The following is a 19740-nucleotide window of genomic DNA, read 5'->3' as shown; positions in this document are numbered from 1 at the left end:
GCGGGAGCTCAGGCCGCCGTCCACTGCTTCAGCTGCGGCTCGACCACCTGCGCGATCCAGTTCAGCACCGCCTGCACGCGCGGCGCCAGCTGGCGCCGGTTCGGATACAGCAGCGACACCGGCATCGGCGACGCGACGAACTCCGGCATCACCTCGGCCAGCAGGCCTTGTTCGATCAACCGCCGCGCGCCGAGCAGCGGCGCCTGGATCAGCCCGAGCCCAGCCAGGCACGCCGCCTGGTAGGCATCGGTGCCGTTGACGACCACCGTGCTGCGCATCGGGTGCATGCGCGCGACGCCGCCCTCCTGGTATTCGAAGCCGGCGCCCTGCGTGCCGAGCTTGGCCGCGTAGTGGACGATGCGGTGCCCGGCCAGGTCGGCCAGCGTCGCCGGCGTGCCGTGCGTGCGCAGGTAGCCGGGGCTCGCGACGTTGCACATCGCCAGCACGCCGAGCGGCCGCGCGACCAGCTCGGCATCAGTCAACGGACCGACGCGCAGCACACAGTCGAAGCCCTCCTGCACCAGGTCGACGCGCCGGTCGGTGGTGCTGATGCCGACCTCGAGCAAGGGATGCGCCGCCAGGAATTCCGGCAGCCGCGGAATGATCAGGTCGCTCGCCAGCTTGTTCGGCAGGTCGATGCGCAGGCGCCCCTTCAGGCCGCTGGCCACCGGCTGGAACATCGCCTGCAGTTGCTCGGCATCGGCCAGCAGCTCCTTGCAGCGCGCGAGGAACACCTCGCCGTCGGGGGTGAGCCGCACCTGCCGCGTGGTGCGCTGGAACAGCCGCGCGCCGACCCGCGCCTCCAGCTGCAGCACCGCCGTCGAGACACGGCTTTTCACCAGCCCCAGTTGCTCGGCCGCGCGCGTGAAGCTGCCCAGCTGCGCCACGCGCGCAAAGATGCGGAGTTCGTCGAGTTCCATCGCGCAATTGTCCTTTTTCAGAGAACAGTTTTGCCATGAATCTCGACTTTATCCTCCCACAGAGAACTCCTAAAGTCTTCTTCATCGCCACCCGTTCCCTCTGAAGGAGATCGACATGACCGCATCGAACACCCGCATCGCCCTCATCACCGGCGCGAGCCGCGGCCTGGGCCGCAGCAGCGCGCTGAAGCTGGCCGAACAAGGCAGCGACCTGATCGTCACCTACAAGGGCAGCAAGGCCGAGGCCCACGCCGTGGTGCGCCAGATCGAAGCGCTGGGCCGCCGCGCCGTGGCGCTGCAGCTCGACGTCGGCGACAGCAAGAGCTTCGCCGCCTTCGCCGACACCGTGAAGAGCGTGCTGGCCACCACCTGGCAGCGCGAGCGCTTCGACCACCTCGTCAACAACGCCGGCATCGGCATCCATGCGTCGATCGCCGAGACGACCGAAGAACAGTTCGACGAGCTCAGCAACATCCACCTGAAGGGCACCTTCTTCCTGACGCAGAAGCTGCTGCCGCTGATCGCCGACGGCGGGCGCATCGTCAACATCTCGACCGGCCTCGCGCGCTTCTCGTTCCCGGGCTATGCCGCGTACGCCGCGATGAAGGGCGGTGTCGAGGTACTGACCCGCTACATGGCCAAGGAACTCGGCCCGCGCGGCATCAGCGTGAACACGCTCGCCCCCGGCGCGATCGAGACCGACTTCCGCGGCGGCCAGGTGCGCGACGACAAGCAGGTCAATGCACACGTTGCCGGCGTCACCGCGCTCGGCCGCGTCGGGCTGCCGGACGACATCGGCGGCGCGGTGGCCGCGCTGCTGTCGGAAGGCAGCCGCTGGATCACCGGGCAGCGCATCGAGGTGTCGGGCGGCATGATGCTCTGACGCGACGCTTCAGCGCTCCTTCACATAGGCCCGGCCGAGCGCACGCGGCGCCTCGGCGCGGCCGAAGAAGCCGGCCAGCAGCACCACCGTCAACAGGTACGGCAGCGCCTGGATCAGCTCGACCGGCACGCTGCCGAGGCCCGGCAGCTCGACGCCCTGCAGCCGGATCGCGACCGCGTCGAGAAACCCGAACAGCAGGCAGGCGACGGCGGCGCGCAGCGGGTGCCATTTGCCGAACACCATCGCGGCCAGCGCCATGAAGCCGCGGCCGGCCGTCATGCCCGGCGTGAACGACGCGTTCTGCGCCAGCGCCAGGTAGCCGCCGGCCGCGCCGCACAGCACGCCGGCCAGCAGCACCGCGCCGTAGCGCAATGCACCGACCGAGATGCCGGCCGCGTCGACCATCGCCGGGTTCTCGCCGACCGCGCGCAGCCGCAGCCCGAAGCGCGTGCGGTACAGCAGCCACCACGAGGCCGGCACCAGCGCCACAGTGACCCACACCAGCAGGTTGTGGCGCAGCACGCCTTCGGCCAGCAGCGGACCGATGACGGGCCAGCCCTGCACCGCGTTCGCGGCGGTGGGGAACAGCGCCATGAAGCGGCTGGCGTCGCCGATGTTCGGCGTGCGCCCGCCCTGGTGGAACCACACCAGGCCGAGCACCACGGTGAGCCCGGCGGCGATCACGTTCAGCGCGACGCTGGAGACGATCTGGTCGCCACGGTGCGTGACGCAGGCCCAGGCGTGCACCAGCGCGAGCAGCGTCGACACCGCGATCGCCCCCGCCAGCGCCGGCCATGCGGGCCAGCCGATCGCGCCCAGGCAGGCGGCGGCGAACGCGGCCGCGAGCATCTTGCCTTCGAGCCCGATGTCGATCACGCCGGCGCGTTCGCTGAACACGCCGGCCAGCGCGCACAGCACCAGCGGCACCGCGATGCGCAGCGTGGCGCCGATGACCGACGCGACGATCAGCCAGTCATCGGTCATGGGCCGTCCTCTTGTGCGAGACCTCGAAGTTCTTCGTTCGGGCTGAGCTTGTCGAAGCCCTGGTTCGACGCACGCAGGCCCTTCGACAGGCTCAGGGCGAACGGGAACTGGGGCCGGCCGCTCATGCCGCACCCCTCGCCAGCCGGCCATACACCCATGCCACCGGCGGCCGCAGCATCAGCGACAAGGCGCCGCAGAACAGCACGACGAAGCCCTGCACCGCGACCGACATGTCGCGCGTGAAGGCCGGCATCTCGAACACCAGCTCCGAGCCGCCCTGCGCCAATGCACCGAACAGCAGCGCCGACAGCACGATGCCCACCGGGTGATTGCGCCCCATCAGCGCCACCGCGATGCCGGTGAAGCCCGCACCGGCGACGAAATCGAGCAGCAGCTTGTGGTGCACGCCGGCGATCTCGTTGACGCCGACCAGCGCCGCGAGCGCGCCCGACAGGCACATCGCGATCACCGTGAGCCGCCGCGGGTCGATGCCGGCATAGCGCGCCGCATCGCTCGCCAGGCCCACCGCGCGCAGCGCATAGCCGAGCCGCGTGTGCCACAGCAGCGCCCACACGCCCACACAGGCCACGAGCGCGAGCACGAACGCCAGGTTCAACGGTGTGTCGGGCCACTCGATGCCGAGCGCGCCGAACAGGGCCTGCGCGCTCGGCAGCACCGCGCCCGGCGCGAACAGCCGCGACTCCACCGCCTGGTTGCCCGGCACCTTCACGACGTTGACCAGCAGCCACACCATCAGCGTCGACGCGAGGAAATTGAACATGATCGTCGTGATGACGATGTGGCTGCCGCGCCGCGCCTGCAGCCAGGCCGGAACGAACGCCCAGGCCGCCCCTGCCACCAGCCCGCCGGCGACCGCCAGCGGCACCACCAGCACCGGCGCCAGCCAGGCGTCGCCCGCCAGCAGCACCAGCCCGACGCCCAGCCCGCCGACCGTGCCCTGCCCTTCGGCGCCGATGTTGAAGTGCCCACAGTGAAAGGCCACCGCCACCGCGAGCCCGGTGCAGATGAAGTTGGTCGTGTAGTACAGCGTGTAGCTCCACGCGAGTTCGCTGCCGAAGGCCCCCTGCACCAGCAATTGCACGGCCGTGAGCGGGTTCTGCCCGATCGCCCACACGACCAGGCCGGCCGCGAGCAGCGCCATCGCGACGTTGAGCACCGGCAGCAGCAGCACGTCGATCCAGCGCGGCAGGACGGCAGGAACATGCTTCATGCGGCACTCCTTGCATCGCCCATCAGGCAACCGAGCCGCGTCTCGTCGGCCTCGTCGCGCGCCAGCGCGCCGGTGATGCGCCCGCCGCTCATCACGACGATGCGGTCCGACAGCGCGAGGATCTCGTCCAGCTCGGTCGACACCAGCAGCACCGCGCAGCCGGCATCGCGCAGTTCGACGAGGCGGCGGTGGATGAACTCGATCGCGCCGATGTCGACGCCGCGCGTCGGCTGGCCGATCAGCAGCACGCGCGGCGCGCGCCGAAACTCGCGCGCGAGGATCAGCTTCTGCTGGTTGCCGCCGGAGAACTTCGACGACGCGAGCCGCTCGTTGCGCGGCCGCACGTCGAACTCCTCCATCATCTGCCGGCACTGCGTGCGCGCCCGGTCCCCGGCGATGAACGGGCCACGGCGCAAGGCCGCATCGTCGATGTAGCCGAGCATCGACGACTCCCAGGCCTCGAAGCCGAGCACGAGACCGAGCCGGTGGCGGTCTTCCGGCACGTGGGCGATGCCGAGCTCGCGCAGCCGGTGTGGGTTGCCCGGATGTGCGGCGTCGATGTCGACCTCGCTGCCATCCTCGCAGGCGATGCGCAGCCGCCCCTGCTGCAGCGGCTGCAGCGTGCTCAGCAGCGCCAGCAGCTCGCTCTGCCCGTTGCCCGAGACGCCGGCCACGCCGACGATCTCGCCGGCGTGCAGGTCGAGCGCCACGTCCTGCAGGCGCAGCACGCCGCCGGCGTCGCGCCAGCTCACACCCTCGGCCTGCAGCCGCAGCTCGCCGCGCTCGCGCGCCGTGCGGGCGCCGGAGCGCTGCACCTGGCGGCCCACCATCAGCTCGGCCAGCTCCGCCTCGGTCGTCTGCGCGGTCTCGCGGTCGGCGACGACGCTGCCGCCGCGCATCACGGTGACGCGGTCGGTCACCGCAAGGATCTCCTTCAGCTTGTGCGTGATCAGCAGCACCGTGACGCCGCGCGCCTTCAGCGTGGCGAGCACGCGGAACAGCGCCTCGGTCTCCTGCGGCGTCAGCACGCCGGTCGGCTCGTCGAGGATCAGGATGCGCGCGCCGCGGAACAAGGCCTTCAGGATCTCGACACGCTGCAGCACGCCCACCGGCAGCTCGGAGACGCGGGCGTCCGGGTCGACCACCAGCCCGAACTCCTGCTCGAGCCGCTGCAGCTCGCGGCGCGCGGCGGCCAGGCTCTTCGACAGCGCAAAGCCCTGCTCCGCGCCGAGCACCACGTTCTCGAGCACGGTGAAGCGGTCGACCAGCATGAAGTGCTGGTGCACCATGCCGATGCCGTGCGCGATGGCGTCGTGCGTGCCGCGCAGCGCGACCGGCTGGCCATCGATCGCGATGCGGCCCTCGTCGGCCGGGTAGAAGCCGTAGAGGATGCTCATCAGCGTCGACTTGCCGGCACCGTTCTCACCGACGATGCCGTGCACGCTGCCGCGCTGCACCTCGAGGTTCACGCCGCGGTTGGCATGCACCGCGCCGAAGCGCTTGTGGATGCCGCTCAGCTCAACGGCCAGGTCGGACTTCAAGACGGTCAGTATTTGCAGCCGGCCTCGGGGGTGTAGTTCGCCACCGATTGCTTGCCCGACACGATGTCGGCCTCCACCACGGCAAGCTTCTTCTTCGTGTCGTCGCTGACCAGCTTGGCGTTGTTCTGGTCCATCGCGAGGCCGACGCCCTGCTCCTTCAGGCCCAGCACGACCAGGCCCGGCTTCCAGCTGCCGTTCTTCGCCGAGGTCACGAGGCCGTAGACCGCGTTGTCGACGCGCTTCAGCATCGACGACAGCATCGTGCCCGGCTGCAGGTGGTTCTGGTTGCTGTCGACGCCGATCGCGAGCTTGCCCTGGTCCTTCGCGGCCTGGTAGACGCCGATGCCGGTGCCGCCGGCAGCCGCGAAGACGACGTCGACGCCGCGCGAGAATTGCGCCTTCGCGAGCTCGCCGCCGCGCGTCGGGTCGCTCCATGCCGAAGGGGTCGTGCCGGTCATGTTGCTGACGACCTCGACCTTCGGGTTCGCGACCTTCGCACCCTGCTCGTAGCCGCACTGGAAGCGGCGGATCAGCGGCACGTCCATGCCGCCGACGAAGCCGACCTTGCCCGACTTGCTGGTCGTCGCGGCCAGCCAGCCGGCGAGGAACGAGCCTTCCTGGTCCTTGAACAGCACCGACTGCACGTTGGGCTGCTTGACCTCGGAATCGATGATCGCGAAGTGCGCCTTCGGGAACTCCTTGGCCACCTTCTCGAGCGCCGATGCGTGGCCGAAGCCGACCGCGATGATCGGGTCCGCCCCCTTCTGCGCCATGCGGCGCAGCGCCTGCTCGCGCTGCGTGTCGTTCGAGATCTCGAAGTCGAGGTAGGCGGTGCCGGTCTCCTTCTTGAAGCGCTCGATGCCGTTGTAGGCGGCTTCGTTGAAGGACTTGTCGAACTTGCCGCCGGCGTCATAGACGATGGCCGGCTCGGCGTGGGCGACGGCGGTGGCCGCGAGTGCGATGGTGAAGGCGATGCGCTTCATTCGTGGGTCCCTGAGAAATGGTGCGGATCATTCTCGCAAGAAGCGTGCACGCGGGCTACAGGCGGAATCCATCAGGCAGCAAATCGCCGGCCGTCGTCGTGCGGCGTGCACCGGCCAGGTTCGTCAGCAGCACCGGCAACCCCGGCCCGCCCAGCTCGAACATCACCTGCCGGCAGGCGCCGCACGGCGAGATCGGCCCGGCGGTGTCGCCGATCACCACCAGCCGTGCGAAGCCGTCGACCGGCACACCGGCCGCGATCGCGGTGAACAACGCGGTGCGCTCGGCGCAGTTGCACAGGCCGTAGGACGCGTTCTCGACATTGCAGCCGCGGAACACGCGGCCATCGGCGGCCAGCGCGGCGGCGCCGACGAGGAACTTCGAATACGGCGCGTAGGCGCCCTCGCGCGCTGCGCGGGCTTCGGCGATCAGGTCGTCGTCGGTCATGGGCTCGTCCTCGTGATGTGTTCGGCGATCAGCGGTGTCGGTGCCGGCGCGTGGTCGGACAGCAGGCAGGCGCGGCGCACGGCGGCCATCGCCTCGTCGGCATCGGCCACGGTGCGCGCGTGAACACGGGCGAGCGGCGCGCCGGCCTCCACGCGCGTGCCGATCGGCAACAGGTCCGACAGCCCGACCGACGGGTCGATGCCGTCGCCGCTGCGACGACGGCCACCCCCGAGCGCGACGACGGCCATGCCGAGCGCGCGCGTGTCGACCGCCGTGACGAAGCCTGCCTCGCCCGCCATTGCGTCGCGCACGACCGCGGCCGCCGGCAGCCCGGCTTTCGCGAGCACGTCGGCCGGCCCGCCCAGCCCCGCCACCATGCGCGCAAAGCGTTCGGCGGCCGAGCCGCTGTCGAGCGCGTGCTGCAGCCGCGCACGCGCCTCGGCATCGTCGGCCGCGAGCCCGGCCTGCTGCAGCACCACGGCACCCAGTGCCATCACCACCTCGTGCAGCCGCGCCGGCCGCGCCACGCCGCGCAGGTAGTCCAGCGCCACGCGAACCTCCAGCGCGTTGCCGGCGGCGGGCGCGAGCGCCTGGTTCATGTCGGTCAGCAGCGCCTGCGTCGGCAAGCCGGCACCGCAGCCGACCTCGACAAGGCTGCGCGCCAGCTCGCGTGCGCGCTCGATGTCCTGCATGAAGGCGCCGTTGCCGAACTTCACGTCCAGCACCAGCGCACCGAGGCCGGCGGCCAGCTTCTTCGACAGGATCGACGCGGTGATCAGCGGCACCGATTCGACGGTGGCCGTCACGTCGCGCACCGCGTAGAGGCGGCGGTCGGCCGGCGCCAGCGCGTCGCCGGCGCCGACGATCGCGACGCCGGCCTCGCGCACCACACGCCGCAGCTGCTCGACCGACACGCTCGCGCGGTAGCCGGGAATCGTCTCCAGCTTGTCGAGCGTGCCACCGGTGTGGCCGAGGCCACGGCCCGAGATCATCGGCACGAAGCCGCCGCAGGCCGCGAGCATCGGGCCGAGCATCAGCGACACGGTGTCGCCGATGCCGCCGCTGGAGTGCTTGTCGATCACCGGGCCGGGCAGCGCTTCGCCACGCCAGTCGAGCACGCTGCCGGTGTCGCGCATCGCGAGCGTCAGCGACACCGCCTCGGCGGTGTCCATGCCGCGCCAGCAGACCGCCATCGCGAACGCGGCGATCTGCGCCTCGCCGATGCGCTCGTCCGCGATGCCTTGCGCAAAGGCACGCAGTTCGGCGTCGCCCAGCACCAGGCCGTCGCGCTTGCGGCGGATGATGTCCTGGGGCAGCACGGCCGTCATCAGTACCCGCTGGCAGGCGCTGCCGCCGGGCCACCGTCGATCGCCGACAACAGCACCGCCAGCAGGCTCGATGCGCCGAAGCGCAGCGTGTCCGGGCCGAGGCGGTCGGCGCCGTACACCGCGCCGGCGAGCGCGACATAGCGCTGCACGTCGGCGATCGTCGACACGCCGCCGGCCACCTTCAACCCGGCGCGGGCGCCGTGGGCGCGGATCACCTCGCCCATCACCTCGACGGCCTGCGGCGTCGCATTGACAGCCACCTTGCCGGTGGAGGTCTTCAGGAAGTCGGCGCCTTCGCGCAGCGCAATCTCGCTCGCCTGATGGATCAGTTCGGGGCGCTGCAGCTCGCCGGTCTCGAGGATCACCTTCAGCGGCAAGGGCCCGCAGGCGCGGCGGCACGCGGCCACCAGCACCGCGCCGGCCTGGGCATCGCCGGCCTGCAGCGCGCGCCACGGGAACACGGTGTCGATCTCGTCGGCCCCGGCGTCGCGGGCGGCGGTGATCTGCGCCGCCACCTCGTCGGGCGACGCTTCGCCGCGCGGGAAGTTGACGACCGTCGCGATGCGCACCGCATCGAGCCCCAGCGCGGCGAGTCGGCGCCGCGCCACCGGCACGAAGGCCGGGTAGACGCACAGCGCGGCCGGCGCGCCGTGCGGCGTGCGGGCCTTGTCGGCCAGCGCCTCGATCGACGCAGGCGTGTCGTCGTCCTTCAGCGAGGTCAGGTCGAGGCAGCGCAGCGCGAGGCGTGCGGCGTCGGCCGGGGAGAGGGCTGGCGTCGTCATGAAGCGATTGTGGCGCGTCCGTCCATCCTCAACCGTATGGATGCGGCGGTCGTGCGCCACAGCCACAGTCCCCTCTTCCGGGGGCCTGCTTCCTGTGGATTGGCAGCGGCCCCGTCTGATCGAAGAATCCACCCCATGCAAACGCTCTCTCCCCTCCTCGACCGCCAGACCTGGATCGAACAAGTCGCCGCGGAACTGACGGTGGCCTCCAAGTTGATGAGCCCGTCGATGGCCACCGGCTTCGCGGCCGACCTGTGGCAAGCCTGGGGCCACCTGCCGCCGTCGGCCGCGGCGCAGTACTTCCTCGATCCGGCGGTGGAATACCCATCGACGTTCTGAGCCCATCGCAAGGCACGCCGTAAGAACGAGGGGCGGGCCGCGACCCATGCGGTCGACTCCGTGGAGCTTGCGATGTCCCCGTCCCGTCTGAGTGTCGCCGTGCTGGCGGCCGGCCTGCTGGCCCCTTCCGCGTACGCCGCCGGCGCCTGCATGGCGCAGAGTCCCGCGACCGCCGCCACCGTGCTGGAGCTCTATACCTCCGAAGGCTGCAACTCCTGCCCACCGGCCGACCAGTGGCTGTCGCGCGCGAAGGACGAACCCGGGGTCGTCGCGCTCGCCTTCCATGTCGACTACTGGGACCGCCTCGGCTGGACCGACCGTTTCGGCAGCGCCGTCTACACACAGCGGCAGGCAGCGCAGGCGGCGCTGAATGGCGCGCGGTTCTCGTACACCCCGCAGGTGGTCATCGACGGTGTCGATCGCAAGGATTGGCCGGTGGCCGCGTCGGCATGGCAGCCGGCGCGCCGGCCGGCCGCGGCGGTGATGCTGACGCTGGTGCACGACGGCGAGGAGATCCGCGCAACGGTGCAGCCTGCAGTCGGTGCCCCGCCCCGGCTGGCCGCCTACTGGGCCATCACCGAGAACGGCCACGTCAGCGCGGTGAAGGCCGGCGAGAACGCCGGCGTCACGCTGAAGCACGACCGCGTGGTGCGCGATTATCGGCCGGTGCCGGCCTGGGCCGCCGCACCCGGTGCGCCGGTGCCGCTGCGGTTCACGCCGTCATCGGCCGCAGATGCGGCGCACCCGCGCAGCGTCACGCTGGTGGTCGTCGATCCCGCCACCGGCCGGCCACTGCAGGCCGTCGAGCTCGGCTGCTGATCAGCCGCCCGTCTTGTTCGGGTCGCGCCACGCGCGCTCGAACGGCAGCCGCCAGGCATGCGGCGCGATCAGCTGGTGGATCGACTTCGGCCCCCATGACCCCGGCGGGTAGAGCCGCACCGGCGGCGGGGCTTCCAGCAACTGCGTCGACACCTGCCACAGCCGCTCGATGCCCTCGGCGGTGGTGAACAGCGTGCGGTCGCCGCGCATCGCGTCGAGGATCAGCCGCTCGTAGGCTTCGAGCACCTCGCCGATCAGGCCGGTGTCGTGCATCGCGAACTGCAGGCTCAGCTTGTCGAGCCGCATCCCCGGCCCGGGCCGCTTGCCGTAGAACGACAGCGACATCTTCGACGCATCGGCCAAGTCGAAGGTGAGATGGTCCGGCCCCTGCGCGCCGACGCCGGAGCCGGGCGGGAACATGCTCTTCGGCGGCTCGCGGAACGCGATCGAGATGATGCGCTGGCCCTCGGCCATGCGCTTGCCGGTGCGCAGGAAGAACGGCACGCCGGCCCAGCGCCAGTTGTCGATGTAGCACTTCAGCGCGATGAAGGTCTCGGCCTCGGATTCGGGGTCGACGCCCGGCTCGGCGCGGTAGCCGGCGTACTGGCCGCGCACCACGTCGGCCGGCTGGATCGGCAGCATGCTGCGGAAGACCTTGTTCTTCTCCTCGCTGATCGGCGCCGGCTCGAGCGCGGTGGGCGGCTCCATCGCCATGAACGCGAGGATCTGGAACAGGTGCGTGACCACCATGTCGCGGTAGGCGCCGGTCTGCTCGTAGAAGCCGGCGCGCGTGCCCAGGCCGAGCGTCTCGGGCACGTCGATCTGCACGTGGTCGATGAAGTTGCGGTTCCAGATCGGCTCGAACAGCCCGTTGGCGAAGCGGAACGCGAGGATGTTCTGCGCCGGCTCCTTGCCGAGGAAATGGTCGATGCGGAAGATCTGCTCCTCGGCGAAGGTCTCGTGCAGCCGCGCGTTCAGCGAGACGGCGCTCGCGAGGTCGGTGCCGAAGGGCTTCTCCATCACGATGCGCGAGCGCTCGACGAGACCGGCCTCGCCGAGCATCTGCACCGCCGGCAGCGCGGCGCTGGGCGGCACGCTCAGGTAGTGCAGCCGTCGTGTCTCGCCGCCCAGGCTGCGCTCGGCAGCCTCGACCGCGGCGCGCAACGCGGGCGCGCCGGCCGAGAGCGGCACGTAGTCGAGGCTTTGCGAGAACAGCGCCCAGTCGGATTCGGTGACCTTGCGGCTCGCGAATTCGCCGAGCGCTGCGCGGGCCACGCCGCGGAAGCCGTCGGCATCGATGTCGTCGAGCGAGACGCCGATGATGCGGCAGCCGGGGATGAAGCCCGCGGCCGACAGGTGGTACAGCCCCGGCAGCAGCTTGCGCCGTGCGAGATCGCCGGTGGCGCCGAACAGCACGACGACCTGCGGGAAGCGCGGGCCGACGCCCGGGGGGATCTTGGCCATGGAGGGGGTCCTGGTCGGGAACGCGGAAACAGATGGCGACGCAGCTTGCCACACGCCGCATCGATCACCAACTGGGGGCGGGCATACTGCGGCGGTCGCACACGTCGGGAGCGCGGATGCAAGGCATCAAATGGGCATTGCTGGGCGGCCTGAGCTTTCTGCTCGTGGCCTGGGCCGCGTACCACCAGGGGCGGCACCAGTGCCCGGTGTGTGCCGAGATCGACCGGGCGCAGGTGCTGTCGGAGCTGATCGTGCCGGCGCAGAAGCTGATCCTGGTGGAAGCGAGCAGCCAGCAGCGCGTCAACTGGACGCTGAAGACCGGCTGGCCGCGCATGGCCGAGCTGCTGCACTTCCTCAGCTTCAACAACATCAACAAGGATTCGACCGGCACGCTGAGCTACGAGGCCCGCTACGCCTACGGCTACGACCTGGCGAAGCGCGGCAGCTGGTCGCTGTCGAAGACGGCGCAGGGTGGGCTGCTGTTCAAGGCACCGCCGGTGCAGTTGGTGGGCTGCCCGTCGGTGCTGACGCAGAGTTTTCGCTTCGAGACGCTCGAGAAGGGCATCTTCATCGACGAGTACGCGCGGCAGAACGAGGTGCTGGTCTACGCCACCGCGCTCGCGCTGAGCCAGGCCCACGACCGGCTGCGCACGCCGGCCACGCATGCGCCGATGAAGGACGCGGCCGACAAGGAACTGCGCTCGCTGCTGATCTCGCTGGCGCAGCCGCTGGGCCTGGCGATCAAGCCGGAGCAGATCGCGATCGAGCCGATGGCTGGGCAGCAGGAGTCGGCGCCGGCGGTGTGGTCGCCGCGCATCGATGCGGCTGGGGTGCCGGATGCGGCGACCTTGAAGATGCTGAAGGACGCGGGCTGCGCGTCGTAGCTCGCAAGCACAGGGAGATCCGATGAAACGATGGCTGGGTGCGGCGCTGGACTACCTCCCGCGCTGGCTGGAGCACCAGATGCGTGTCAGCGAGCAGCCCGGCTGCGCGATCGCGGTGGCGCACGACGGCAAGCTGGTGCTCGAACAGGCCTTCGGGCACGCGAACCTGGCGCAGCGCACGGTGCTCACGCCGCAGCACCGCTTCCGCGTGGCCTCGCACTCCAAGACCTTCACGACGGTCGCGATCATGAAGCTGCGCGAGGCAGGCCGCCTGCAGCTCGACGACCGCATCGGCCGCCATGTGAGCGGCCTGCATCGCGATGTGGCGGCCGGCACGCTGACCCAGCTGCTGTCGCACACCGCGGGCCTGGTGCGCGACGGCACCGATGCCGGCCAGTGGCACGACCGGCGGCCCTTCCTCGACGAGGCCGAACTGCGCGCCGACCTGGCCGACGGGCTGGTGATCGACGCGAATGCACGGCTGAAGTATTCGAACCACGGCTACGGCCTGCTGGGCCTGGCGATCGAGGCCGTCACCGGCGAGCCCTATGGCGCCTGGATGCAGCGCGAGATCATCGCGCCGGCGGGGCTGGAGGCGACATCGCCCGATGCGCCGATCGCCCCCGCCCTGCCCTTCGCCAACGGCCACAGCGCCAAGTGGCCGCTGGGCCGGCGCGTGGTGATCGCCGGCGACAACCCGACGAACGCGCTGGCATCGGCCACCGGCTTCGTCAGCACCGCGGGCGACCTGGCGCGCTTCTTCGGCAGCCTGTCACCCACGGCCAAGCGCGGCGTGATCGGCAAGGCGAGCCGCCGCCTGATGTGGCACCGGCAATGGCCCGACCCGTATTCCAGCCTGAACCGCTGGTACGGCCTGGGCACGATGTGCGGCTCGGTGGCGGACTGGGAATGGTTCGGCCACACCGGAGGCTTCCAGGGCACGTTGACGCGCACCGCCTGCGTGCCGGCGCAGGGCCTGACGGTCACGGTGCTGACCAATGCGGCCGACGGCCTGTCGAACGCGTGGGTCGACGGTGCGCTGCAGGTGCTGCGTGCGCATGCGGTGCACGGCGCGCCGTCGAAGCGCGCGGCAGCGTGGTCGGGCCGCTGGTGGACGCTGTGGGGCGCGAACGACCTGCTGCCGATGGACGGCAAGGTGCTGGTCGCCAACCCCGCGCTGGCCAACCCGCTGCTGGACGCCACCGAGTTCACGCCCGACAGCCGCGAGCGCGGCCGCATCACGCTGGCCGGCGCCTTCGGCAACCATGGCGAGACGGTGCGGCTGCGGCACGACGCGCGCGGCACGGCCAGCGAGTTCTGGCTGGGCGGGACGAAGATGCTGCCGGAGCGGCGGGTCGCGAAGGAGTTGTCGGCACGGGAAGGCAGATCAGCCGACGGTTCACCCGACGGAGCGGCGGCAGATGTCGATGTCTGAGGCCTTCCGCGAAACCTACCGCGACCACGACCTCGACTTCACGCCGCGCGCAGCTGCCGGTGGCGGCTTCGTCGCGCGGCTGCAGGTCGTCCACAGCTTCGGCGCGCACCGCGACCAGTTCAGCGTCGACGTGGGTTCGATGGTGTTCGCAGAAGCAGAACAGGCCGCCCTGCACGCGAGGCAGGCCGGCCTGAAATGGGTCGATGACAGGGTCGACGCGCGACCCTGATCCGGCGGTCAGGCTGGCGGGCGCACCGCCTGACGGGCCAGCAGCTTCCACGCGCCACCCTGGCGCTGCCACACCTGCAGCACGTGCAGCTTGACGTTGCCGGCGACGCCGCGGTCGTTGGTCTTCGCGACCAGCGTGTGGCGGATGATCGTGATGTCCTGCACCACCTTCACCGTCTGGTCGCTGATGTCGATGCTGACGAAATCGGAGTTGCCCGCCACCAGGTCGCCGATGAAACTCGTCTTGGTATCGACCTTGCCGCCCGAGTGGCCGTAGCTCAGGTCATCGGCCACCAGCGAGCTCAGCACCGCCTGGTCGGGGTCGACCATCGCGACACGCAACTTCTCGGCCGCGGCCACGGCCGAATCACCGGCGCCCGCGCTACCCACGGGCATCACCGAACAGGCGCACAGCGCCAAGCTGCCGGCCAGCAGGCCGAGCAGGGTCTTGATCTTCATCATCGTCGTCTCCTTCACGAGTGAACTTCAGGGGTGAACCGTGGCCGGCAGGTCCTTGCCGTGGTACTTCTTGTAGATCGCGTTCAGGTTGCCGTTCTTCAGGTTGGTCGCGACCCAGTTGTCGACCCAGGCCTTCAGCTTCGGCTGCTCCTTGTTCAGCGCGATGCCGAGCAGGAAATCCTTCTGGTCGAACTTGCGCTCCCAGTTGAGTTGCGGCGCGCGCTTGACGATCTCGCCCAGGTTCGACGGCGTGCTCGAGAACGCATCGATCTGGCCGGTCACCGCCGACGTGATCAACGTCGCGTCGTCTTCGTAGCGCATGATCTCGGCGCCCTTCGCGTTCTGCGTCGTGATGGTGTCGTTCACCGTCGCACGCGTCAGGCCGATGCGCTTGCCGTTCAGGTCCGGGTAGTCCTTCACCACCGTGGCCTTGGGGGCCGCGACGATCAGCGTCAGCGCGGCATACGGGTACGAGAAGTCGATCACCTTCTGGCGCTCGGGCGTGATCGACAGGTCGGCGACGACGATGTCGGCCTTGTTGGCCTGCAGCGTCGGGATGCGCGCCGCATTCGTCACCGCCACCATCTCGAACTTCACGCCCAGGTCCTTGGCCAGCAGCGCGGCAGTGTCGACGTCGGAGCCGGTCGGCTGCATGTTGGCGTCGGCATAGCTGAACAGCGGCGTGCCCATCGCGACGGCGATGCGGATCTTGCCTTCCTTCTTGATGTCGTCGAGCTGGTCGGCCAGCGCGACCTGCGTGCAGGCGGCCAGCGCGAGCAGCGCCAGCGTCTTCTTCGGGGAAATCATGTCGTCTCCTGTGGTTGATCTGTTGGGAGCAGCGGCTTCACAGGCCGTTGCCGATGAAGGCCTGCAGCTCGGGCGTGCGCGGCGCGTCGAGCATCTCGCCGGGGCCGGTCTCCCAGACCTGGCCTTCGTGCATGTAGATGATCCGGTCGGCCAGGCGCTTCGCGAAAGCCATCTCGTGCGTGACCAGCAGCATCGTCATGCCGGCGGCCGCGAGGTCTTCCATCACGCGCAGCACCTCGCCGGTCAGCTTGGGGTCGAGCGCCGAGGTGACCTCGTCGAACAGCATCACGCGCGGCGACATCGCCAGCGAGCGCGCGATCGCGACGCGTTGCTGCTGGCCGCCCGACAGTTGCTCGGGGTAGGCATCGCCCTTGTCCTTGAGCCCCACCTGGTCGAGCACCCGCACCGCGGTGTCGTGCGCCTGCGCGGTGTCGAGCCTCTTCACGTGGCGCAGCGCCAACATGATGTTCTCGCGCGTGGTCAGGTGCGGAAACAGGTTGTAGCTCTGGAACACGATGCCGACGTCCAGGCGCAGCTGCTTCAGGTCGACATCGGGTGCGTCGACGCGGATGCCGCACACCTCGATGCGGCCGCTGTCGATGGCCTCGAGCCGGTCGAGGCAGCGCAGCGCGGTACTCTTGCCCGAGCCGCTGGCGCCGATCAGCGCCACCATCTCGCCGGGCCCGACGTCGAAGGACACGCCGCGCAGCACGTGGTTCGAGCCGAAGCTCTTGTGGACGTCCTGCAGGCTAACGATGGTCGACACTTCGGCGGACATTCAGTCGGTTCTCCATGGCCTCGCTCCAGCGCGACAGCGGGTAGCAGAGGCAGAAATACAGGGCCCCGACCAGGCTGAACACCAGGAAGGGCTGGAAGATCGAGTTGTTGATGATCTGGCCGGCGCGCGTCAGCTCGACGAAGCCGATCACCGACGCGAGCGAGGTCATCTTGATGATCTGCACCAGGAAGCCGATGGTCGGCGGCAGCGACAGCCGCACGGCCTGCGGGATGATCACCAGCGACAGCGTCTGCCAGCGCGTGAAGGCCAGGCACTCGGCCGCCTCCCACTGCGGTGCCGGCATCGCCTCGACGCAGCCGCGCCAGATGTCGCCCAGGTAGGCGCTGGCGTAGATCATCATCGCGAGCCCCGCGGCGACGATCGCCGGCAGCGTGAAGCCGTAGACCGACAGCCCGAAGTACACCAGGAACAGCCAGATCAGCAGCGGGATGCCTTGCACGCACTCGATGTAGACGGCAGCCGTGCGGCGCAGCCAGCGGTGCGTGGAGATGCGTGCGAGCATCACGCCGAAGCCGCCGATGCCGCCGAGCACGAAGGCGAGCGCCGACAGCAGCAGCGTCCAGCCGATCGAGCTGACCAGGTAGACGGCATGCGTTGCGGTGAAGCCGTTCATGCCATCCCCTTCGGCGCCAACGCACTCTCGGCGCGTGCGCGCACCGGAGCGGCGGCCGCGGCGCGCCGTGCGGCCGCGATCACCCGCTTGCGGCGGAACAGCCAGTGGCCGAGCCCCGCCGCGACCAGCTTGATCAGCAGCGACAGCGCCAGGTAGAGCCCCGCGACGACGATGTAGGTCTCGAGCGAGCGGAAGGTGTCGGACTGCACCGTGTTCGCGACGGCGGTCAGCTCTTCGGCCGAGATCTGCGAGGCCATCGCCGAGGCCTGCATCATCAGCAGGAACTGGCTGGTCAAGGCAGGGTAGACCTTCTCGATCGACGGCTGGAGCATCACGTGCCAGCGGATGCGCCACTTCGACAGCCCCAGGCATTCGGCCGCCTCGAGTTGGCCCTTGGGCACCGACTCGAGCCCGGCGCGCACGATCTCCGCGACGTAGGCGCCGATGTTGACGATCATCGCGAGCACCGCCGCGGTGAAGGTCGGCATGCGCAGGCCGAAGCTCGCCAGCCCGAAGTACAGCAGGAAGATCTGCACCAGGAACGGCGTGTTGCGCACCGCCTCGATGTAGATGCTGCACAGCCGCGACACCCAGCGCCGGCTGCCGCGCTTCGCGAAGGCCACCAGCACGCCGACACAGACCCCGACCAGCACCGCGACAGTCGTCATCTTGAGCGTCAGCCATGCCCCGCGCAGGAACACATCCCAGTAGGGAAGGAGGCTGCTGAACTGGAGCGAATACTTCATGGGGCCGGGGATCAGATGTCGTACGTTGTCGTACAACTTGAAAACGGCCCGCATTATGAGGAGCGTCGGATGCCCGCTGCCATGCGGGTAAGCCCGGGGATATCGTGGAACGCTAAGGCGCTCGCGCTGAAAGCGATGGGTGACTTGTATGACGAGTCATGTCATGACGGCTTCGTAGCCGCCATGTCCCAAGGGATATCGAGAGCTACACCGTGCGCAGCGCCGCCTTCAGTTCCTCGCCCAGCTCCGGCTTCTGCGCGAACGGATCGGTCGGGTTGCGCGGCGTCATGATGTCTTCGAGCCGCGTCTGCACGCTGGCCAGGCTCTTCGGGTGGCTGAAGATGTAGAAGCGGTCGTCGGCGATCGCATCGAACACCATCTGCGCGACCTCGGCCGCGGTCAGCTTGCCGCTGGTCACCGCCTTGTTGCTCATGGCCTGCGCGATCAGCTGGCTCTTGGTCGGCTTCGCGCCGCCGTCGCGCAGGTCGGCCGGCCGGTTGCGGTGGCTCTGGTGGATGCCGGTGGGCACGAAGAACGGGCACAGCACCGAGGCGCTGACCTGGTCGGTGACGAGGCGCAGGTCCTGGTACAGCGTCTCGCTCATCGCGACGACCGCATGCTTGGTCACGTTGTAGACGCCCATGTTGGGCGCGCACACCATGCCGGCCATCGACGCGGTGTTGACGATGTGGCCTTGCCAGGCCGGGTCCTTCTTCGCAGCGGCCAGCATCATCGGCGTGAAGACCCGCACGCCGTGCGCGACGCCCATCAGGTTGACGCCGACGACCCACTCCCAGTCCTTCAGCGTGTGTTCCCAGATCAACCCGCCGGCACCGACGCCGGCGTTGTTGAACACGACATTCGGCGCACCGAAGCGCTCGAAGGCCGCCGCCCCCAGCGCCTCGACTTCGGCGGCCTTGGCCACGTCGAGCCGCTGTGCGAGCACCTGCGCGCCGAGCGCGCGGATCTCGGCGGCCGCGGTGTCCAGCGCGTCCTGCTGCACGTCGGCCATCACGACGTTCATGCCCAGCCGCGCGGCGATGCGCGAGGCCTCCAACCCGAAACCCGATCCTGCCCCCGTGATGACGGCGGTGCCGTCCTTGAAGTTCTTCATGTCGTCTCCGTTGAAACCTTCTTGACCTGGTAGCCGATGCGCGGGAAGTGCACATGCAGCAGCCCGCCGCGCTCGTCGAGCCGCTCGACGACCACCTCGTGCGCCGTCAGCCCGACCAGCGTGCCGGCCACCGGGTCGGGCGCATAGTCGGTGGGCATCACGGTGACGGCCGCGCCGGCGTCGAAGCCGAGTCCCGGCTCCACCTTCACCGGCGCATGGGTGGTGGCGCGCGCGGCGATGTCCAGCGCGTCGGCACTCGTCATCTTCTCGACCGCACCGTGCCCGAAGGCCGCGACGCGCTCGTACCAGCTGATCAGCTTGCCGAACGGCGCGAGGATGGTCGCCACCGGCGGCGCACGGCGGATGTACCAGAGCGACTGCGCGACCGAGAAATCCGCGATGCAGGGCTGCGCGCCCATCAGGAACGGCCGGCCATCGGCGACCTGGGATTCGAGCCAGCCGAAGTAGCTGAGCAACTGCACGGCGGCATCGGCCGTGGTCACGCGGCGCATGCCGGCCGTCATGGCCGCGCGGTCGGCACCGAAGGCCTTCAGGAATTCGGGTGGCGCGCCCTCGAAGATGTGCGCCACGCCGGCCGGTTGCATCGTGTAGGGAATCGCGGTCCAGAACAAGCTTGAGTCGGCCCACTGCGCGACGAGGTGCTGCAGGTCGCCGGCCGCATGCGGGTACAGCGGCGGCTTCGGCGCCATCGCGTCGATCACGCGCGCCATCAGCGCGGTGTCGCACCAGATGTCGGCGCCCATCTGCAGGAACGGCGTGCGGCGGTAGCCGCCGGTCAGCGCGACCACGTCGGGCTTGGGCAGCATCACCGGCACTTTCACCGACTTCCAGGCCAGGCCCTTGAAGCCGAGGATCAAGCGGACCTTCTCGGAGAACGGTGAGCCGTCGTAGTGATGCAGGATCAATTCGGTCATG

23 protein-coding genes are annotated in these 19740 nt (G+C 69.8%); 6 read left to right on the top strand and 17 right to left on the bottom strand.

Annotation, left to right across the window (positions count from 1 at the left end):
- Nucleotides 1-8 precede the first annotated feature (8 nt).
- Complete coding sequence (locus BUE42_RS10050) at nt 9-920, bottom strand: LysR substrate-binding domain-containing protein (protein ID WP_073464859.1); 912 nt, start codon at nt 918-920, stop codon at nt 9-11.
- A 115-nt stretch (nt 921-1035) separates the two neighbouring features.
- Here BUE42_RS10050 and BUE42_RS10045 point away from each other — a divergent pair, with 115 nt between their 5' ends.
- Nucleotides 1036-1803 (top strand): SDR family NAD(P)-dependent oxidoreductase, encoded by a 768-nt coding sequence (locus BUE42_RS10045; RefSeq protein ID WP_073464857.1) that lies wholly within the window; start codon nt 1036-1038, stop codon nt 1801-1803.
- Nucleotides 1804-1812: 9 nt separating this feature from the next.
- Here the strand turns inward: BUE42_RS10045 and BUE42_RS10040 are convergent, their stop codons facing one another.
- The 8 genes from BUE42_RS10040 to deoC are packed head-to-tail and all read right to left on the bottom strand — an operon-like array spanning nt 1813 to nt 9097.
- Complete coding sequence (locus tag BUE42_RS10040; RefSeq protein ID WP_073464854.1) at nt 1813-2787, bottom strand: ABC transporter permease; 975 nt, start codon at nt 2785-2787, stop codon at nt 1813-1815.
- Entirely contained in the window at nt 2784-2912 is a 129-nt protein-coding gene (locus BUE42_RS34085) for a hypothetical protein (protein WP_255376841.1), read from the bottom strand. The genes BUE42_RS10040 and BUE42_RS34085 overlap by 4 nt, the downstream gene beginning before the upstream one ends.
- Complete coding sequence (locus BUE42_RS10035; protein WP_073464851.1) at nt 2909-4018, bottom strand: ABC transporter permease; 1110 nt, start codon at nt 4016-4018, stop codon at nt 2909-2911. Before BUE42_RS10035 ends, BUE42_RS34085 begins: the two co-directional genes overlap by 4 nt.
- Nucleotides 4015-5559: an ABC transporter ATP-binding protein gene (locus tag BUE42_RS10030; RefSeq protein WP_073464849.1), complete on the bottom strand. Its 1545-nt coding sequence runs from the start codon at nt 5557-5559 to the stop codon at nt 4015-4017. The genes BUE42_RS10035 and BUE42_RS10030 overlap by 4 nt, the downstream gene beginning before the upstream one ends.
- A 5-nt stretch (nt 5560-5564) precedes the next feature.
- Nucleotides 5565-6542, bottom strand: a complete 978-nt coding sequence (locus BUE42_RS10025) for a BMP family lipoprotein (protein ID WP_073464846.1) — start codon at nt 6540-6542, stop codon at nt 5565-5567.
- 55 nt (nt 6543-6597) lie between these two features.
- Nucleotides 6598-6987 (bottom strand): cytidine deaminase, encoded by a 390-nt coding sequence (locus BUE42_RS32085; RefSeq protein ID WP_073464844.1) that lies wholly within the window; start codon nt 6985-6987, stop codon nt 6598-6600.
- A complete protein-coding gene (gene deoA, locus BUE42_RS10015) occupies nt 6984-8315 on the bottom strand; it encodes a thymidine phosphorylase (RefSeq protein WP_073464842.1) in 1332 nt (443 codons plus the stop codon). Before deoA ends, BUE42_RS32085 begins: the two co-directional genes overlap by 4 nt.
- Nucleotides 8315-9097 (bottom strand): deoxyribose-phosphate aldolase, encoded by a 783-nt coding sequence (deoC, locus tag BUE42_RS10010; protein WP_073464840.1) that lies wholly within the window; start codon nt 9095-9097, stop codon nt 8315-8317. The genes deoA and deoC overlap by 1 nt, the downstream gene beginning before the upstream one ends.
- Before the next feature lie 135 nt (nt 9098-9232).
- On the opposite strand from deoC, the gene BUE42_RS10005 reads away from it, so the two are divergent.
- Together BUE42_RS10005 and BUE42_RS10000 are read left to right on the top strand one after the other, a co-directional pair.
- Nucleotides 9233-9436, top strand: a complete 204-nt coding sequence (locus BUE42_RS10005; RefSeq protein ID WP_073464837.1) for a hypothetical protein — start codon at nt 9233-9235, stop codon at nt 9434-9436.
- Between the two features lie 72 nt (nt 9437-9508).
- Nucleotides 9509-10255 carry a DUF1223 domain-containing protein gene (locus BUE42_RS10000; protein ID WP_073464834.1) on the top strand — a complete coding sequence of 249 codons (747 nt, stop codon included), beginning with the start codon at nt 9509-9511 and terminating at the stop codon, nt 10253-10255.
- Here BUE42_RS10000 and zwf read toward each other — a convergent pair whose 3' ends face one another.
- A complete protein-coding gene (gene zwf, locus BUE42_RS09995; RefSeq protein WP_073464832.1) occupies nt 10256-11719 on the bottom strand; it encodes a glucose-6-phosphate dehydrogenase in 1464 nt (487 codons plus the stop codon).
- 116 nt (nt 11720-11835) lie between these two features.
- Here zwf and BUE42_RS09990 point away from each other — a divergent pair, with 116 nt between their 5' ends.
- From BUE42_RS09990 to BUE42_RS09980, 3 genes are read left to right on the top strand one after another with little or no spacing between them, the layout of a single operon-like run.
- Complete coding sequence (locus BUE42_RS09990) at nt 11836-12603, top strand: hypothetical protein (protein WP_143171417.1); 768 nt, start codon at nt 11836-11838, stop codon at nt 12601-12603.
- A 22-nt stretch (nt 12604-12625) separates the two neighbouring features.
- Nucleotides 12626-14038: a serine hydrolase domain-containing protein gene (locus BUE42_RS09985; protein WP_073464828.1), complete on the top strand. Its 1413-nt coding sequence runs from the start codon at nt 12626-12628 to the stop codon at nt 14036-14038.
- Entirely contained in the window at nt 14031-14267 is a 237-nt protein-coding gene (locus tag BUE42_RS09980) for a hypothetical protein (protein WP_143171416.1), read from the top strand. The genes BUE42_RS09985 and BUE42_RS09980 overlap by 8 nt, the downstream gene beginning before the upstream one ends.
- A gap of 8 nt (nt 14268-14275) precedes the next feature.
- Here the strand turns inward: BUE42_RS09980 and BUE42_RS09975 are convergent, their stop codons facing one another.
- The 7 genes from BUE42_RS09975 to BUE42_RS09945 all read right to left on the bottom strand — a co-directional run bounded on the left by BUE42_RS09975 (nt 14276) and on the right by BUE42_RS09945 (nt 19739).
- Entirely contained in the window at nt 14276-14725 is a 450-nt protein-coding gene (locus BUE42_RS09975) for a nuclear transport factor 2 family protein (protein ID WP_073464998.1), read from the bottom strand.
- A gap of 27 nt (nt 14726-14752) precedes the next feature.
- A complete protein-coding gene (locus BUE42_RS09970; RefSeq protein ID WP_073464824.1) occupies nt 14753-15532 on the bottom strand; it encodes a transporter substrate-binding domain-containing protein in 780 nt (259 codons plus the stop codon).
- 37 nt (nt 15533-15569) lie between these two features.
- A complete protein-coding gene (locus tag BUE42_RS09965; protein WP_073464822.1) occupies nt 15570-16310 on the bottom strand; it encodes an amino acid ABC transporter ATP-binding protein in 741 nt (246 codons plus the stop codon).
- On the bottom strand, nt 16282-16944 hold the full coding sequence (locus tag BUE42_RS09960) for an amino acid ABC transporter permease (protein WP_073464820.1): 663 nt from the start codon (nt 16942-16944) through the stop codon (nt 16282-16284). Before BUE42_RS09960 ends, BUE42_RS09965 begins: the two co-directional genes overlap by 29 nt.
- A complete protein-coding gene (locus BUE42_RS09955) occupies nt 16941-17690 on the bottom strand; it encodes an amino acid ABC transporter permease (protein WP_073464818.1) in 750 nt (249 codons plus the stop codon). Before BUE42_RS09955 ends, BUE42_RS09960 begins: the two co-directional genes overlap by 4 nt.
- 205 nt (nt 17691-17895) lie before the next feature.
- Entirely contained in the window at nt 17896-18804 is a 909-nt protein-coding gene (locus BUE42_RS09950) for an SDR family oxidoreductase (protein WP_073464816.1), read from the bottom strand.
- Nucleotides 18801-19739 carry a glutathione S-transferase family protein gene (locus tag BUE42_RS09945; RefSeq protein WP_073464814.1) on the bottom strand — a complete coding sequence of 313 codons (939 nt, stop codon included), beginning with the start codon at nt 19737-19739 and terminating at the stop codon, nt 18801-18803. Before BUE42_RS09945 ends, BUE42_RS09950 begins: the two co-directional genes overlap by 4 nt.
- Between the last annotated feature and the right edge of the window lies 1 nt (nt 19740).

The sequence above is a fragment of the Rhizobacter sp. OV335 genome (genome assembly GCF_900142965.1).
Lineage (GTDB): Bacteria > Pseudomonadota > Gammaproteobacteria > Burkholderiales > Burkholderiaceae_C > Rhizobacter.
The sequence above is the reverse complement of the archived record's forward strand: the minus strand, read 5'-3'. Positions and strand labels throughout refer to the sequence as shown.

Excerpts from the sequence above, each read along its gene's own strand:
- BUE42_RS10050 (WP_073464859.1), bottom strand. The coding sequence starts at position 920 with ATGGAACTCGACGAACTCCGCATCTTTGCGCGCGTGGCGCAGCTGGGC.
- BUE42_RS10045 (WP_073464857.1), top strand. The coding sequence starts at position 1,036 with ATGACCGCATCGAACACCCGCATCGCCCTCATCACCGGCGCGAGCCGC.
- BUE42_RS10040 (WP_073464854.1), bottom strand. The coding sequence starts at position 2,787 with ATGACCGATGACTGGCTGATCGTCGCGTCGGTCATCGGCGCCACGCTG.
- BUE42_RS34085 (WP_255376841.1), bottom strand. The coding sequence starts at position 2,912 with ATGAGCGGCCGGCCCCAGTTCCCGTTCGCCCTGAGCCTGTCGAAGGGC.
- BUE42_RS10035 (WP_073464851.1), bottom strand. The coding sequence starts at position 4,018 with ATGAAGCATGTTCCTGCCGTCCTGCCGCGCTGGATCGACGTGCTGCTG.
- BUE42_RS10025 (WP_073464846.1), bottom strand. The coding sequence starts at position 6,542 with ATGAAGCGCATCGCCTTCACCATCGCACTCGCGGCCACCGCCGTCGCC.
- BUE42_RS32085 (WP_073464844.1), bottom strand. The coding sequence starts at position 6,987 with ATGACCGACGACGACCTGATCGCCGAAGCCCGCGCAGCGCGCGAGGGC.
- deoA (WP_073464842.1), bottom strand. The coding sequence starts at position 8,315 with ATGACGGCCGTGCTGCCCCAGGACATCATCCGCCGCAAGCGCGACGGC.
- deoC (WP_073464840.1), bottom strand. The coding sequence starts at position 9,097 with ATGACGACGCCAGCCCTCTCCCCGGCCGACGCCGCACGCCTCGCGCTG.
- BUE42_RS10005 (WP_073464837.1), top strand. The coding sequence starts at position 9,233 with ATGCAAACGCTCTCTCCCCTCCTCGACCGCCAGACCTGGATCGAACAA.
- BUE42_RS10000 (WP_073464834.1), top strand. The coding sequence starts at position 9,509 with ATGTCCCCGTCCCGTCTGAGTGTCGCCGTGCTGGCGGCCGGCCTGCTG.
- zwf (WP_073464832.1), bottom strand. The coding sequence starts at position 11,719 with ATGGCCAAGATCCCCCCGGGCGTCGGCCCGCGCTTCCCGCAGGTCGTC.
- BUE42_RS09990 (WP_143171417.1), top strand. The coding sequence starts at position 11,836 with ATGCAAGGCATCAAATGGGCATTGCTGGGCGGCCTGAGCTTTCTGCTC.
- BUE42_RS09985 (WP_073464828.1), top strand. The coding sequence starts at position 12,626 with ATGAAACGATGGCTGGGTGCGGCGCTGGACTACCTCCCGCGCTGGCTG.
- BUE42_RS09980 (WP_143171416.1), top strand. The coding sequence starts at position 14,031 with ATGTCTGAGGCCTTCCGCGAAACCTACCGCGACCACGACCTCGACTTC.
- BUE42_RS09975 (WP_073464998.1), bottom strand. The coding sequence starts at position 14,725 with ATGAAGATCAAGACCCTGCTCGGCCTGCTGGCCGGCAGCTTGGCGCTG.
- BUE42_RS09970 (WP_073464824.1), bottom strand. The coding sequence starts at position 15,532 with ATGATTTCCCCGAAGAAGACGCTGGCGCTGCTCGCGCTGGCCGCCTGC.
- BUE42_RS09965 (WP_073464822.1), bottom strand. The coding sequence starts at position 16,310 with ATGTCCGCCGAAGTGTCGACCATCGTTAGCCTGCAGGACGTCCACAAG.
- BUE42_RS09960 (WP_073464820.1), bottom strand. The coding sequence starts at position 16,944 with ATGAACGGCTTCACCGCAACGCATGCCGTCTACCTGGTCAGCTCGATC.
- BUE42_RS09955 (WP_073464818.1), bottom strand. The coding sequence starts at position 17,690 with ATGAAGTATTCGCTCCAGTTCAGCAGCCTCCTTCCCTACTGGGATGTG.
- BUE42_RS09950 (WP_073464816.1), bottom strand. The coding sequence starts at position 18,804 with ATGAAGAACTTCAAGGACGGCACCGCCGTCATCACGGGGGCAGGATCG.
- BUE42_RS09945 (WP_073464814.1), bottom strand. The coding sequence starts at position 19,739 with ATGACCGAATTGATCCTGCATCACTACGACGGCTCACCGTTCTCCGAG.